The sequence below is a fragment of the Arthrobacter sp. SAFR-179 genome (assembly GCF_059414945.1).
Genome location: NZ_JBPFDM010000015.1, coordinates 103,069 through 116,974, shown reverse-complemented (window position 1 = coordinate 116,974; position 13,906 = coordinate 103,069). Strand labels below are relative to the sequence as shown.

Here is a 13,906-nt window from a genome sequence, read left to right as displayed (position 1 = left end):
CTTGAGGTTCTTGTGGTAACCCTTGTCCTCCGCGTGCAGGGAGGTCTCGGACGCATGCGCGTGACCACCATCAATAATGTGGTCGGAACCAACCTCGTCATTGGGGTTGTTGGGCATGGGTATTTCCTTTCGATCCGGGGGAGATCTGATGGGATGGGAAAATCTAGAAAACGGACCAGCCGGTGCGGTCGGAGAGGTCGGCAAGGGCTGCCGTGCCGGCGAGGGAATTGCCTTTGGCATCCAGGCGGGGGCTCCACACACAGATGGCGCACTGGCCCGGCACGATGACCAGGATTCCGCCGCCCACCCCGCTCTTGCCGGGCAGGCCCACGCGGTAGGCGAACTCGCCGGCAGCGTCATACATGCCGCAGGTCAGCATGATGGAGCCCACCCGCTTGGCCTCGCTGGGCGACAACACCGTCCCGGAGGCACCCTGGCCGTCATTGGCAAGGAACAGGCCGGCCTTGGCCAGCTCGGTGCAGGTCATCATGATGGAACACTGGCGGACATAGTTTTCCACCACTGATTCCGCGGGCTGGGTGAGGTTTCCGAAGTCCTTCAGGAAGTGGGCCAAGGCCAGGTTGCGGCTGCTGCCGGCCAGTTCGCCGGCAGCGGCGGCCTCGTCAATGAACGGTCCTGGCTGTCCCTGCTTTCCTATGGGGGCCTGCGTGCCGGCCTGTTCGGTGAGGAACCGCAGGAGGTGCTCGGCGGCGTCGGGCGTCCCTTCCATCAGGTGGTCGGTGACCACCAGTGCGCCGGCATTGATGAAGGGGTTGCGCGGGATGCCGTGTTCGGCTTCGAGCTGGACCAGGGAGTTGAAGGCGGTTCCGGAGGGTTCGCGCAGCACCCGTGACCACAGGCGGGCCGATCCGCCGCCCTGCAATGCCATGGCAAGGGTGAACACCTTGGAGATGCTCTGGATGGAAAAGGGGACGTCAGCGTCGCCGGAGCAAAAGACGTCACCGGTGGTGGTGGCGACGGCGATTCCAAACCGGTCGAAGGGGACCTTGGCCAGGAAGGGGATGTTGCGGGGCACTGCACCCGTTTCCTTCCGCGGCCGGTGATACCGGACGATGTCCTCAAGGAGGACGTCCAGGGGTGGTGCACCGAGCGTTGTGGTCATTTCCTGCCCGAAGTGTCGTAGGAGGTGGAGGCCCACTCCTGGAGGTGGAGCAGTGCCACCAGGGAGTCCCTGGGACTGCTGAAGTTGAGGCCGGTCACCCGGGTGGCTTTCGCCACCCGGTAGTACACGGTGTTCTTGTGCAGGTTCATCTGCCGGGCGCACTCGGCGACGTCGAAGGACGCGTCGAAATACGCGCGCAGGGTTTCGGCGAGCTCCGCATCTTCCTGGAGGAGTGTTGCCAGGCTGCGGTGGCGGAAGGGTGAAGAGTGGAAGTTCCGGGCCGCCTCGCGGTAGAGGATCTCGGCTTCGAAATCACCTACCGAGGCAACCGTGCCGGATTCCGCGGTGCCCACGCAGGCCAGCAGCGCCTCCGTAATCCGGGTCACCGTGTGGAGGGACAGCAGGTCCGGCGCCAGGGGGCCGACGGCTGCGAACGGACTGATGCCGAGGTGTTTGCCGGCATCCCGGACGATCGCTTCGGCCAGCGACCGCAGCCCTGATTCCGCGGTGCTGGACTGCAGGTCGGGCACGATGATGGCGGTGTCACCGTTGAACTGGCCCACGACGGCGGTGGGCTTGTATGCGGCTGCGTGGATGGAGGCGAGGTTGGCAAGTTCCCCGTGCTTGAGCCCGGCGTCGTCGGCGCGCGAGTCGGCGTCGGACATGCCGATGAGGATGAGCGCGGCGGGACGTTCCGAGGGGATTTTCCCGCTGTGCGCGCTGGCGGCGGCCTCGGCGGGGCCGGACAGGATCCGGACGATCCGGTCCTCCCGCATATGGACGGACTGCTGGTTGCGGTAGCGGATCAGTTCTGCGGAAACGCGTGCCGCGGAGCCGGTCAGGACGTATTCAACATCCGGACCAAAGCCGGCCCCGGTCTCCTGGAGCCAGATGTAGCCCATGATCCTTTCGCCTGCGAAGAGTGCGATGGCAACCCGTTCCCGCAGCCCGTCCTGGGGCCGTGCGGGGACGCGGACCGGCTGCCGGGTACGGTGGAGTTCCCGGTAGGCGCCCAGGTCCTTGAGCAGCAGTTCGTACTTGCGGGGGCCGCGGCGGGCCAGGATGGACGCCTTCCGGAGTTCATCGATGTCGTTGGTGACGGTGGAGTAGGCCAGGACCTTGTTGGCCGCATCCTCTATGAGCACATGGCTGGACGTGAGCCGCGCCGTGGTCTGGGCGATTGCGAACAGGTCTTCCTCGAGCAGCGTCAGCACTTCGCTCTGGTAGCTGCGCGGCTGGATCCGGTCCTTGGCAATGGAGAGCAGGCGGTCCCAGTCTGCCGACGGGTCCACCAGGAGCAGACCTAACCCGGCTGCGCGCAGGAGTTCCTCGGCTTCTGCGAGGTCTTCACGCTGGCCCTTCATGGCGACCACCGGGGGCGGGTCCTTCAGGAGGCGCCGGAGGGCAGGCAGCGCGGACCTGCCGCGGACCCCGATGAGCAGGACAAAGGCTTTGGCGGGCTCGATGGCTTCGTCGTCCGCGTCCACAATCAGGAACCGTTCGATGGCCGGCGCCGAAGGGGCAGGCCGGAGGATGAGGCTGGCGAAGCCAAGGGGAAGATCCGAGAGGATGTCATCCACCGTAACCGCGGCCATGGCTTTTCCTTTTGTGTCGATCCCAGCGGACGGCTCTGTCCGGTCACCTCATGCTATCCAGCCTCCGCAGGTGATTTCATGGAATCTTTTCCAAGTCCAGCGGCCCATTTTTGGTTTCCAGCCCGAGGCGCAGTCGCGGGGGCGGAAGCGGCACGTCTGCGGTAACGACCAGAGGCGGGCCAGCGCATGCTGGCCCGCCTCCGGTGCGGTGTAAGTGGTCCCGGTCAGATCCAGGCCGGTGCCGGCGCCGCCGGGGTGACCAATCCGTTGTCGAGCTTTGCCGTGGTTCCGTCCGTGCCGCGGCCGGTGGCCCACTGCGCGATGGCCGGAAGGGAACCCGAAACCACGGTGGGTGAGGCAGACGCCGTGTCACCGAAAGTCAGAGGCGACGCTGCGCCGGTAACTTCGACCATCAGGTCCTTGTCGGTCCCGCGGGCGTGCCAGGCACCGGTGATGTCGCCCAGGAGCCGTTCCAGGACGGGTGCGGGGATGTCCTTGAAGGTGGCACCGTTGTCCAGGTCCACGGCGTGCACCCACACTTCACGGGTGCGCATCCACACGGTTTCTTCCGCCGGGACTGTCCTGCCCTGGACGGTTTTGACCTTGTGGTGCCAGTTGTCGGCGGGCAGGTCGCGCCATTCCACGTTCAGGTGCACGGCGGAGTGGTCGAACAGGTTCCGCAGTGCGATGGGACTCAGGGTGGCGCCGAAGTCGATCTCGTGGTTGCGGACTTCAACGGAGGGATACATGGGTGTTTCCACCCCGGTGGCCGCCCACTCCACCAGGCGGGCCACCGCCCGCGCGTTGTAGCCCACGTGGGCTACAACGTGGCGGCGGCTCCAGCCCGGCAGCAGCGAGTCACCGTCGAGTTCCGCGTCCGTCAGCTCATTGAGCTTGCGGGCGAAGAACGCGGTGCCGCGCCGGGCCTGCAGCAGCCCGTCGAGCAGGACGGGATCGGTGGCCTGGTCGTGCCGGGCAACCATCAGGCTTCCTTGACCACGCGGTTGGTCAGCTGGCCCAGGCCCTCGATGGTGGTCACCAGGACCTGGCCCTCCTGCAGGTAGCGCTTGGGGTCCTGTGCGTGGCCCACACCGCCGGGGGTGCCGGTGGCAATGACGTCCCCCGGGTTCAGGGTGATGATCGTGGAGATGTAGGAGACCAGGAACTCTGGGGTGAACACCAAGTCCGAGGTGGGGGTGCTCTGCTGGACTTCACCGTCCACGGCCGAGGTCATCAGCGGTCCGGCAGTGAACTCGTCCTTGGTGACCAGGGCCGGGCCGAACGGGGTGGACTTCTCCCAGGTCTTGCCCTGCAGCCACTGGATGGTGCGGAACTGGTAGTCGCGCATGCTGATGTCGTTCAGCACCGAGTAGCCGGCGATGTGGTCCGCGGCTTCCGCCTCGGGAATGCGGCGGCCGGACTTGCCAATGACGACGGCGAGCTCCGCCTCCCAGTCAACGGTGTCCGACTCCTGCGGCAGGGCGAGGTCGTCGTTGGGGCCGATCAGGGATTCGGCGTACTTGGCGAACAGGGTGGGGTGCTCGGGGACCTCGCGGCCCATCTCCTTGATGTGGTTGCGGTAGTTGTGGCCAACACAGATGATCTTCCCCGGTGAGGGCACGACGGCGGCGAGGTCGGCGCCGTCGAGCGCGTGCGTTGCGCCGCGGGCTTCCTTGGCCGTGGTTTCCCAGTTGGGGTCCTTCAGCAGGGCACCGACGTCGGAGAAGCCCGGAATCTCGGTGAGAGTGTCACCGTCCTGGCGGACCGCCGTCGTACGTGCTTCATCGCCGGGGCCGGAGGCGAGGCGGAGGGTGAGGAGTTTCATTACTTGGTGCGTCCTTCGATGTAGGTGCGGTTGAAGTTCAGGCGCTCAAAGATGGGGGCGTCACTGAAACGGAACAAATCAAATTCACTCTCGGCCTGAAGCGACCAGGCAGCCCAGGACGGGACCACGAACAGGTCGCCCTTGGCCAGGATCTTCGTTTCGCCGTTGAGGGTCACAGTGCCGGTGCCTTCGAAGACCTGCCAGACGCTTGAGCCCACCTCGCGGACGGTCTCGGTGCTGGCGCCGGCGCGCAGCCGGTGGAACTCGGCACGGATGGTGGGCATCACGTCACCACCGGTGGTGGGGTTGGTGTACCGGATGGCGGCGTGGCCCTGGGAGACCGTGGCCGGGTGGCCCTCGTCTTCCAGCAGCAGCTGTTCGCGCAGGGCGGCGTCGGTGTACTTCCACCGGTAGGCGGCGATGGGGGAGTTGGTGGTGTCATCGAGCCCGGAGAGCGGGCGCAGGCCGGGGTGGGCCCAGAGCCGCTCGGAGCGGGAGATGTCCGGGGTGGCCTCATCGGTGACGCGCTCGGTGCCGAACTCGAAGAAGCCGGCGTCGGCGTAGTGCACGAACGGGATGTCCAGGCCGTCGATCCACGCCATGGGCTCGTCGGTGTCGTTGTGGTGGCCGTGGAAGTTCCAGCCCGGGGTGAGCAGGAAATCGCCGCGGGACATGCGGACGGGGTCGCCGTTCACCACGGTCCACACGCCCTCGCCTTCAACGACAAAGCGGAAGGCGTTCTGCGAGTGGCGGTGCTCCGGTGCCGTTTCCCGGCCGCCCAGGTACTGGATGGCTGCCCACAGCGTGGGGGTGGCATAGGGGGTGCCGGCAAGGCCCGGGTTGGCCAGCGCGATGGCGCGCCGTTCCCCGCCGCGGCCCACCGGCACCAGGTCCCCGGCGCGGGCGGCCAGGGGGTACAGGTCATTCCACCGCCATACGTGCGGCACTGCTTTGGGGGACGGGACCATGGGCATCAGGTCCGCGATCTCCGTCCACAACGGAATCAGGTTCTCTTTATCGAAATCCCGGTACAGCTGCTCAAGCTGGGCAGCCTCCTCAGGGGTGGGCTCGGGAACATGGTGTTCCTGCGCTACGGATTCGTGCGTTTGGTTTTCAGCGCTGATCGACACTGGCCTTCTCCTTGCGTGCGGACTGACTGCGACGTGGATTCGACCCTAGGGAAAATCTGCTGTGATCCCTAACATATTCTGGCTGCCAGAATTACTTCCGCGCCCGCTGTTGGCCCTGCTCAGGCGCCCCCTGCACCGTCCGCCGGATTGGCGGCGATGTCTATTTCCAGCTGGCGCCGGGTTTCCATCATGACGCCCACCAGTCCGGCGTCGAACAACGGGCGGAACCGTGCCACGGGAGTGGCCACGCTCAGGGCGCCCACCACCATGCCCTTGCCGTTGTGCAGGGCCATCCCGAAGGCACTGATGCCCTCCTCGGTGCCCTCGAAGTTGGCGGCAAACCCGTTGGCGCGGACGGACTCCAGCTCGCGCAGGAAGGCCGGATACTCGGCGTCCGGGATGTAGTCGCCGCCCAGCTCCGCGTTGGGACTGCGGAACAGCTGCTCCAGGACGCCTGGATCCAGTTCCGCCAGGATGGCCTTGCCGCCGGAGGCTTTGTGCGCCGGAAGCAGTGTGCCCTGGCGGTCCCCGACGCGCAGGATGTTGGTGCTCTCCACCGTGTCCAGGAAGCGGACCTTGGTGCCCACCCGGATCATGAGGTTGACGGTCTCATTGGTGCGGGCGCACAGCAGTTCCATGTGCGGCCGCGAGATGTCCCGCAGTTTCCGGGTCCAGCTGAAGCCTGCGGGGCCCGCGCCCATGGCCGGCCCGGGCACGTACCGGCGAGTCTCGTCCTGGACCGCAAAGCCCCGGTACACCAGCATGGCCAGGAGCCGGTGGGCTGTGGACGGGGCCACCCCCAGTTCCTCTGCCGCGTCCTTGAGCCGCAGGCTGCCAACGTCCCTCAGCAACTGGAGGAGCTGCAGGGCGTTGTCCACCGCTTCGATCGAATAGGTGGGCTTCCGCCGGGCCGGAAGATTCTGCATAACAGAATCTTATGGGCGGGACGGTATGACTGCCAGCACAGTGGTGGGATGAATCACACAACTTCCGCTGCAGCGCCGCAGCGCACGGCCGCCCCCGCTCCGGGCGCAGGCCTTTCCGGGTTTCCCCGGCGTTCCATGCTCGCCGTCCTGGTGTGCTGGCTGCTGGTCGTTTTCGACGGCTACGACCTGATTGTCTACGGCACCGTCCAGGGCTCGCTCATCAGCGACACCGGCTGGGGCCTCACCAAGGCCACGGCCGGAACCATCGGGTCCATGGCCTTCGTCGGCATGATGATCGGGGCGGTCTTCGCCGGCCGCATGTCCGATACCTGGGGCCGGCGGCGCACCATCATCGGCTGCGCCATCGTCTTCTCCGTCTTCACCATCCTCTGCGCCTTTGCGCCCAACGCGCCGGTCTTCGGCGGCCTCCGCCTGTTGGCCGGCATCGGACTGGGCGGCCTGGTGCCCTCAGCCAATGCCCTTGTGGCCGAACTGGTGCCGGAAAAATGGCGGTCCACCATTGCCACCCTGATGATGTCCGGGGTTCCCATCGGCGGATCCATCGCCGCACTGGTGGGCATCCCGCTGATTCCGGCCTTCGGCTGGCCCGTTATGTTCCTGGTGGCGGTCGTCGCCCTGGTGGTGGTGATCCCGCTGGGCCTTCGCTACCTGCCGGAAACCCTGGCCCCCAATCCTGGCGCGGAAGCCGGAGGCACAGTCAAGGCCTCAGTGGGATTCGGTTCCCTGCTGAGGGCGCCCTACCTTGGCATCAGCGTGCTGTTTGCCATCGGCACCCTGGTGACCCTGTTCGCCTGGTACGGGCTGGGCACGTGGCTGCCCAACCTCATGCAGCTGGCCGGCTACAACCTTGGCTCCGCCCTGACGTTCGCGCTGGCGCTCAATCTGGGCGCCGTGGCGGGCTCGGTGCTGACGGCTTGGGCGGGGACCCGGTTCGGACCCATCCCCACGGCCATTGCGGCAGCGGCCGTTGCCGCCGTCGCCCTGATGGTCCTGGTGACCGGGCCGCCCGTCGCCGTCGTCTATTTCATGCTGGTGCTTGCCGGTGTGGGGACGCACGGCACCCAGTGCCTGATCATCGCCGCCGTGGCCAGCCACTACCCGGCGCACCTGCGCGGTACCGCCCTGGGCTGGGCGCTCGGCGTGGGCCGGATCGGCGCCGTTGCCGCGCCGCAGGCCGGTGGGCTCCTGCTCGCAGCGGGCCTGGGCGTCAATTCAAACTTCCTGGCGTTTGCCGGAGCAGCCGCCGCGGCAGCAGTCCTGATCGCGGCAGTCGGCATGAAAATCAAGAAATCAACAGCAGTAGGAGTTTCCAATGTCTAACGTCAAAGAGTCCACCGACGTCCTCGTCGTGGGCGGCGGCATGGCCGGACTCGCCGGAGCCCTGGCGCTCCGCGAAAACGGCGCCGATGTCACCTTGGTTGAAGTGGCGCCGGCCTTCGGCGAAGTGGGTGCAGGCCTGCAGATGGCCCCCAACGCCTCCCGCGTCCTCAAGCGCTGGGGCCTGCTGGAGAAGGCGCTGGAAATCGGCGTCCAGCCCAAGCACCTGGTGTTCCGCGACGCCATTACCGGTGAGGAACTGACCCGCCAGACCCTGGGCGGCGAGTTCGAGGAACGCTACGGCGCCCCTTACGTTGTCATCCACCGCAGCGACCTGCACCGGATCCTGCTGGAGGCCTGCCAGGAAGCCGGCGTCACGCTGGTGAACGACGTCCTGGTGCAGAAGGTGGAAACCGACGGCGACCGGGCCCGCGCCTACACCGCCAAGGGTGAAGTCTTCGAAGCCGACGCCATCCTGGCAGCCGACGGCCTGAAGTCCACCCTCCGCGGCACGGTTGCCAACGACGGTCCGGTCAACTCGGCCTACGTGGCGTACCGCGGGACGGTGCCCGTCACGGAGGAGACTCCCGCCGCGGACCTGGAGGACGTCATTGTCTACCTGGGCCCGGACTGCCACCTGGTCCAGTACCCGCTGCGGAAGGGCCAGCTGCTCAACACCGTGGCAGTGTTCAAGTCCCCCTCCTTTGAACGCGGCGAAGAGCAGTACGGCGGCGTGGACGAACTCCAGGCCGCGTACAAGGACTGCGTCCCCGCTGTGCAGGAAGCCCTGAAAAACCTGGCCACCGGAATCCGCTGGCCCATGTACGACCGCAACCCCATCGAGAACTGGGTGTCCGGCCGCATGGCACTGATCGGCGATGCTGCCCACCCCATGTTGCAGTACCTGGCCCAGGGTGCCTGCCAGGCCCTGGAAGATGCAGCCGTGCTCCAGGATGTGGCCTGCAACAAGGTGTTCACCCCCGAGGGGATCGACGCCGGCGCCTGGGAGGCTGCCTTCCGCGAGTTCAATGAAGTCCGTGCCGCCCGCACCGCGCGCGTTCAGCGGACCGCCCGGATCTGGGGCGAGTCCTGGCACGTGGACGGCGTGGCCCGAGTCCTGCGGAACATGCTGTTCAAGAGCCGCGGCGACAACAACTTCCAGTACAACGACTGGCTGTACGGCCGCGGCGAGCCCGGCGTTCCCGCGGAGGTTCGGGCCGGGGCCAAGTTGGTGGAAGCCTAGGCACGGCATTCCAACGGCGGGCGTACGACGGCGGGTGGCTCCCGGCGTCGTACGCCGCTTTATGAATCGGCCGGGCGGGGCGTTCAACCCCCATCGACTGCTCCGTAGTTGTCCTTTTGACGCCTCAAAACGGCAGGTACGGAGCAATGGATTCCTCTACTGGGGCGCGGGGCCGGTGGACTCCCGGATGGTCAGGTGGGTGGGCATGACGGCCAGCTGGCGGGTGGCGCTTCCGGACAGTGGGTTGAGCTGCGCCAGCAGCATGGACACCGCCACCCTCCCGGCCTGTTCAATGGGACTGGAGATGGTGGTGAGGGGCGGGTTGCAGAAGTCGGCGCCGAAGATGTCGTCCGACCCGATGATGCTCATGTCTTCCGGGACGCGGATACCGCGGGCCTGCAGCCGCTGGAGCATACCGATGGCCAGCAGGTCGTTGAAGACGATGCAGGCCGTGGCCCCCGTCCTGACCGCCGCGTCCGCCGCGGCGGCCCCTGAGGTCGTCTTCGGGGTGTAGGGGCCGATCCGGTGGACCTCCATGCCCCGCCTTGTGGCGTCTTCCTCGAAGACCTTCCATCGCGCCTGGTTTGACCATGAGGTGGGCGGCCCGGCGACATAGCAGACTCTGTGGTGGCCCAGGGAGGCCAGGTGCTCCAGGGCCTGGATGATGGCGGAGGGCGTATCGATCATCACCGTGGGGGCGCTGGTGGAGGCACGGTTGAAGGTGACCAGGGGCTGGGTCCGGGAGACCTCTGCCAGTTGGGCGTCCGTCAGGCGCGAGGCGGCAAGGATGAAGCCGTCCGCGGACTTGCGCATCTTTTGCAGCGCATCCAGTTCCATCTCGCTGGACTCCTCGGTGTCCACCAGGAGCTGGGTCACGCCGGCGGCCTTGAGCTGGTGCTGGGTGCCGCGGATGATGTCGAAGTAGAACGGGTTGGTGATGTCGGGCACCAGCACGGCTACTGCATTGGTCCGGCCGGAACTAAGCCCGCGCGCCTGCGAACTCGGCACGTAGTTCAGTTCCGCTGCCGCCTCTTCGATCCGTACGCGCGTGCGCGGGTTTACCCGGTCCGGCTTGGCGAGGGCGCGTGAGACGGTGGACGTTGCCACCCCGGCGAGCTCGGCAACGTCGCGGATGGTGGGCGGGCGGTCTCGCCGTGCATCACGTTTTGGTGCGTCCCTGGCGGTCTCTGTAGTCCCTGAATCAGCCATGGCAGTGGACCTTTCCTTGCTGGCTGGACGAACGGCCATCCCCAGTTTCCTGCCGGCGTGCCCTGTCTTTTTACTGCCTCCATCTGAGCACTTATGGCAACTTTTGGCAACCGCTTGCCACCTGCTTGCCATCTTCCTAGACTGGCTTTCGAGTCGCCTGCAGTGATTTCCGCCACAGGACGGATGTGGCCATGTGGGTGTCCTAGAGGAGAAAAACAATGAGGTTTAAATCGACTACTGGGCTTGCGGCGATTGTTACGGCTGCAGCACTCGCCCTGACCGGTTGCGGTTCAGGTTCCGGGACCGGCGGGGGAGGTTCCACGAATGCGGACGGCAAAGTGGACGGGACGGGCAAAACCCTTAACGTCCTGGTCGGCGTCCTCAGCCAGTACCCCGAACAGCAGAAGCAGTGGCAGAGCGACATCGCCACCAAGTTCAAGGCTGAAACCGGAGCCGACGTGAAGTTCGAAACCTTCGCTTCGGCCAACGATGAACTCACCAGGATCCAGACCTCCGTGGTCTCCGGGCAGGGCCCCGACGTCTACGGGCTCGGCACCACCTTCACCCCCACGGCCTACGCCACCAAGGCATTCGTCACCCTCTCTGATGACGACTGGAAGAAAGTTGGCGGCAAGGACCGTTTCAACCAGGCCGCACTCGGTATTTCCGGACCGGACAAGGACCACCTGGCCGGTATTCCCTTCGTCAGCCGCCCGTTCGTGATGGCCTACAACAAGGACCTCCTCGCGGCCGCAGGCATCGACAAGCCCGCAACCAGCTGGGATGAACTTGCCGCCCAAGCCAAGAAGATGACCAAGGACGGCACATACGGCATCGCCACCGGCTACAAGGACAACTTCGATCCCTGGAAGTTCATCTGGGCCATGTCCGTCCAGGCAGGCAACCCGCTGGTGGACGGCAACAAGCTGAAGATGGACGACCCCACCGTCAAGAAGGCCTACGAGACCTACTTCGGCTGGCTGACCAACGACAAGGTTGTGGACCCCGCTGCAGTGGGCTGGAGCAACAGCAACGCCGTGGCCGCCTTCGCCAGCGGCAAGGCCGGCTACCTGATGATGACCACGTCCAGCTCCATCCCCACCCTGGATAAGTCGGCCATCGCCGGCAAGTACGAATACACCCTCATGCCCACCATCGCTCCGGGTGAGACGCAGTCCAAGTCCGACGGCGACGCCGCCAGCATCCTCTCAGGTGACAACCTGGTGGTGGCTGATTACTCCAAGCAGAAGGACCTCGCGTTCGCCTACATCAAGCTGATCACCTCCAAGGACGAGCAGCTGAACTACCAGAAGATCTTCGGCGACCTTCCGGCCAACGCCGAAGCCCTGGCCACCCTCACTGACGCCAAGCTCAAGCCGCTGGCCGAGGCCGCCGCAAAGTCCAAGGCCACCCCCTTCACCGGTGCCTGGGGCGACATCCAGCTGGGCCTCCTCAACGTCACCGTCCAGTCCGTCCCGGACCTGGCCGCGGGCAAGGTTGACGAGTCTGCGCTCGAACAAAGGATCAAGGACGCCCAGAGCAAGGGCCAGGCTTCCCTGGACCGGGCCTCTAAAGGATAGTTCCAATGTCAACTGACGCCTCCCATGAAGTCCGGCCTGCGGTGGATTCCGCCGCAGGCCGGGCGGCCAGGACTGCCGATGCAGCCGGCCACAGCCCCGAGCACCACGGTGGTCCCCGCCGTAAAGGCCTGAGCGAACGCAACCGGCCGCTGTGGATGCTCATCCCCGGCGGGGCCCTGATGATCATCATCATCGTGGTTCCGCTCCTGCTGGGCATCTACATGTCCGCCCTGAACCTGGACCAGTACACCCTGCGGAAATGGATCAGCGCACCATTCATCGGAGTCGAGAACTTCGTTGAAGCTGTGACCGCTTCACCGTTGCTGCACGCTGTGTGGCTCAGTGTCAGCTACTCGCTCCTGGCCATGGTGGTGACGCTTCCGCTGGGCATCGCGGCCGCCGTCGCCACCCAGAACGCTTTCAAGGGCCGCGCGGTCATCCGGTCGGTCTTCCTCATCCCCTACGTCCTCCCGTCCTTCGTGGTGGCAACTGTCTGGCGGACCATCCTCCAGCCGGGCGGCATCATGGATGAAGCCCTGGCAACCGTGGGAATCCACGTTGGCCTCTGGCTGAACGGGCCGCAGACCTTCTGGACGCTGGTACTGGTCCAGATCTGGGCGTCCTGGCCGTTCATCTACCTGCTGGCACTGTCCGGCCTGCAGTCCGTGGACCACGAGGTGCACGAAGCCTCCGCCCTGGACGGCGCACTCTGGTGGAACAAGCTTCGGTACGTCATTTTCCCCTACCTGAAGGGCCCGCTGGCGCTGGCCTTCCTGATCGGGATGCTGCACCACATCAACAACTTCACCCTCCCGTACGTGCTGTTCGGCGTTCCGGCGCCGGCCGACGTCGAGGTCCTGCCCATCCTGACCTACGTCACGAGCTTCCAGAGCTTCCGCTTTGGCCTCAGCGCCGCCATGGCCTTCATCTCCCTGGTGCTGATCGCCATCCCGCTGTTCGTCTACCTCCGTGCCGTCAAGCTTGACGACGCCGAAACACCTGGAGCCAAGAAATGAGCACCACGACAGCCAACCGGCAGCGTGCGGCCACCTTAGATATCGACCGTCCGGGCTCCCACCGCCAGCATGAGGTGCTGCGGCTTCTGCCCACCCCCTTGCTGATCTTCGTCCTGGTCTTCCTGGGCGTCCTGGTCCTGACTCCTGTGCTGTACATCTTCCTCGCCTCCGTCAACTCGGACATCGGGGTGGCCAACGGGGAGTTCTGGCCGTCCACGGTCACGTTCGAGAACTACTCGAAGATCTGGACCAGCGTGGGCCTGGCCACCGGCCTCACCAACAGCGTCCTGGTGGCCGGGGCAACCGCGGTGGTCTCGGCGGCGATGTCCATCTCCACGGCGTTCGTCCTGGTCCGCTACAGCTTCCGCGGCAGGCTGACCATCCTCCGCGGACTGCTGGCACTGCAGTCCGTGCCCGGGACCCTCATGGTGCTGCCCGTCTTCGTCCTGTTTTCCTCCGCCTCGACCTACCTCGGAATCCAGGTCATCGGGACCCAGTGGGGCCTGTTCGTCACCTACCTGACGTTCGCCATGCCGTTCTCCACCTGGGTCATGGTCACCTACCTCCGCGGGCTCCCCAAGGAGCTTGAAGAGGCAGCAAGGATCGACGGCGCGTCCCACCTTGGCGTGCTGTTCCGCATCATCCTGCCGCTGAGCTGGCCCGGCATCGTTGTCTCCGGCATCTTCGCCTTCCTGCTTGGCTGGAACGACGTGCTGTTCGCCTCGGTGATGACCCGGCCGGAAAGCCAGACCGCCGCCGTCGCGCTCCAAATCTTCGGCGCTTCCCAGGAAGGCGGCGCCATTCCCTACTACGGCCAGATGATGGCGGCGGCGCTCGTGTGCGCCGCTCCCGTGGTCATTCTTTACCTGATTTTCCAGCGTTACCTAGTAGGCGGGCTGACCGCCGGAGGAGTTAAATAAC

The 13,906-nt window shown here is 65.9% G+C and carries 12 protein-coding genes; 5 read left to right on the top strand and 7 right to left on the bottom strand.

The window, feature by feature from the left end:
* Positions 1-163: 163 nt before the first annotated feature.
* From ACR65K_RS19490 to ACR65K_RS19465, 6 genes are all read right to left on the bottom strand, one after another.
* A complete protein-coding gene (locus tag ACR65K_RS19490; RefSeq protein WP_440154604.1) occupies positions 164-1,123 on the bottom strand; it encodes a glutaminase in 960 nt (319 codons plus the stop codon).
* Positions 1,120-2,718 (bottom strand): PucR family transcriptional regulator, encoded by a 1,599-nt coding sequence (locus ACR65K_RS19485; RefSeq protein ID WP_440154603.1) that lies wholly within the window; start codon positions 2,716-2,718, stop codon positions 1,120-1,122. The genes ACR65K_RS19490 and ACR65K_RS19485 overlap by 4 nt, the downstream gene beginning before the upstream one ends.
* A gap of 224 nt (positions 2,719-2,942) precedes the next feature.
* A complete protein-coding gene (locus ACR65K_RS19480) occupies positions 2,943-3,701 on the bottom strand; it encodes a maleylpyruvate isomerase family mycothiol-dependent enzyme (protein ID WP_440154602.1) in 759 nt (252 codons plus the stop codon).
* Positions 3,701-4,543, bottom strand: a complete 843-nt coding sequence (locus ACR65K_RS19475; protein ID WP_440154601.1) for a fumarylacetoacetate hydrolase family protein — start codon at positions 4,541-4,543, stop codon at positions 3,701-3,703. The genes ACR65K_RS19480 and ACR65K_RS19475 overlap by 1 nt, the downstream gene beginning before the upstream one ends.
* Complete coding sequence (locus ACR65K_RS19470; protein ID WP_440154600.1) at positions 4,543-5,673, bottom strand: cupin domain-containing protein; 1,131 nt, start codon at positions 5,671-5,673, stop codon at positions 4,543-4,545. Before ACR65K_RS19470 ends, ACR65K_RS19475 begins: the two co-directional genes overlap by 1 nt.
* Before the next feature lie 119 nt (positions 5,674-5,792).
* On the bottom strand, positions 5,793-6,599 hold the full coding sequence (locus ACR65K_RS19465; protein WP_440154599.1) for an IclR family transcriptional regulator: 807 nt from the start codon (positions 6,597-6,599) through the stop codon (positions 5,793-5,795).
* A gap of 48 nt (positions 6,600-6,647) precedes the next feature.
* Here ACR65K_RS19465 and ACR65K_RS19460 point away from each other — a divergent pair, with 48 nt between their 5' ends.
* Both ACR65K_RS19460 and ACR65K_RS19455 read left to right on the top strand, forming a co-directional pair.
* Complete coding sequence (locus ACR65K_RS19460; RefSeq protein ID WP_440154598.1) at positions 6,648-7,940, top strand: MFS transporter; 1,293 nt, start codon at positions 6,648-6,650, stop codon at positions 7,938-7,940.
* Entirely contained in the window at positions 7,933-9,180 is a 1,248-nt protein-coding gene (locus ACR65K_RS19455; RefSeq protein ID WP_440154597.1) for an FAD-dependent oxidoreductase, read from the top strand. Before ACR65K_RS19460 ends, ACR65K_RS19455 begins: the two co-directional genes overlap by 8 nt.
* A gap of 156 nt (positions 9,181-9,336) precedes the next feature.
* On the opposite strand, the gene ACR65K_RS19450 is transcribed toward ACR65K_RS19455, so the two are convergent.
* Positions 9,337-10,389: a LacI family DNA-binding transcriptional regulator gene (locus ACR65K_RS19450; protein ID WP_440154596.1), complete on the bottom strand. Its 1,053-nt coding sequence runs from the start codon at positions 10,387-10,389 to the stop codon at positions 9,337-9,339.
* Between the two features lie 218 nt (positions 10,390-10,607).
* Here ACR65K_RS19450 and ACR65K_RS19445 point away from each other — a divergent pair, with 218 nt between their 5' ends.
* Genes ACR65K_RS19445 through ACR65K_RS19435 form a run of 3 tightly spaced genes read left to right on the top strand, consistent with a single transcriptional unit; the run spans position 10,608 to position 13,905 of the window.
* A complete protein-coding gene (locus ACR65K_RS19445; protein ID WP_440154595.1) occupies positions 10,608-11,969 on the top strand; it encodes an ABC transporter substrate-binding protein in 1,362 nt (453 codons plus the stop codon).
* Between the two features lie 5 nt (positions 11,970-11,974).
* Complete coding sequence (locus ACR65K_RS19440) at positions 11,975-12,985, top strand: carbohydrate ABC transporter permease (RefSeq protein WP_440154594.1); 1,011 nt, start codon at positions 11,975-11,977, stop codon at positions 12,983-12,985.
* Positions 12,982-13,905, top strand: coding sequence for a carbohydrate ABC transporter permease (locus ACR65K_RS19435; RefSeq protein WP_440154593.1), 924 nt, complete (start codon positions 12,982-12,984; stop codon positions 13,903-13,905). The genes ACR65K_RS19440 and ACR65K_RS19435 overlap by 4 nt, the downstream gene beginning before the upstream one ends.
* Position 13,906 lies beyond the last annotated feature (1 nt).

Coding starts and splice junctions, on each gene's coding strand:
- ACR65K_RS19490 (WP_440154604.1), bottom strand. CDS start 1,123: ATGACCACAACGCTCGGTGCACCACCCCTGGACGTCCTCCTTGAGGAC.
- ACR65K_RS19485 (WP_440154603.1), bottom strand. CDS start 2,718: ATGGCCGCGGTTACGGTGGATGACATCCTCTCGGATCTTCCCCTTGGC.
- ACR65K_RS19480 (WP_440154602.1), bottom strand. CDS start 3,701: ATGGTTGCCCGGCACGACCAGGCCACCGATCCCGTCCTGCTCGACGGG.
- ACR65K_RS19475 (WP_440154601.1), bottom strand. CDS start 4,543: ATGAAACTCCTCACCCTCCGCCTCGCCTCCGGCCCCGGCGATGAAGCA.
- ACR65K_RS19465 (WP_440154599.1), bottom strand. CDS start 6,599: ATGCAGAATCTTCCGGCCCGGCGGAAGCCCACCTATTCGATCGAAGCG.
- ACR65K_RS19460 (WP_440154598.1), top strand. CDS start 6,648: ATGAATCACACAACTTCCGCTGCAGCGCCGCAGCGCACGGCCGCCCCC.
- ACR65K_RS19455 (WP_440154597.1), top strand. CDS start 7,933: ATGTCTAACGTCAAAGAGTCCACCGACGTCCTCGTCGTGGGCGGCGGC.
- ACR65K_RS19450 (WP_440154596.1), bottom strand. CDS start 10,389: ATGGCTGATTCAGGGACTACAGAGACCGCCAGGGACGCACCAAAACGT.
- ACR65K_RS19445 (WP_440154595.1), top strand. CDS start 10,608: ATGAGGTTTAAATCGACTACTGGGCTTGCGGCGATTGTTACGGCTGCA.
- ACR65K_RS19440 (WP_440154594.1), top strand. CDS start 11,975: ATGTCAACTGACGCCTCCCATGAAGTCCGGCCTGCGGTGGATTCCGCC.
- ACR65K_RS19435 (WP_440154593.1), top strand. CDS start 12,982: ATGAGCACCACGACAGCCAACCGGCAGCGTGCGGCCACCTTAGATATC.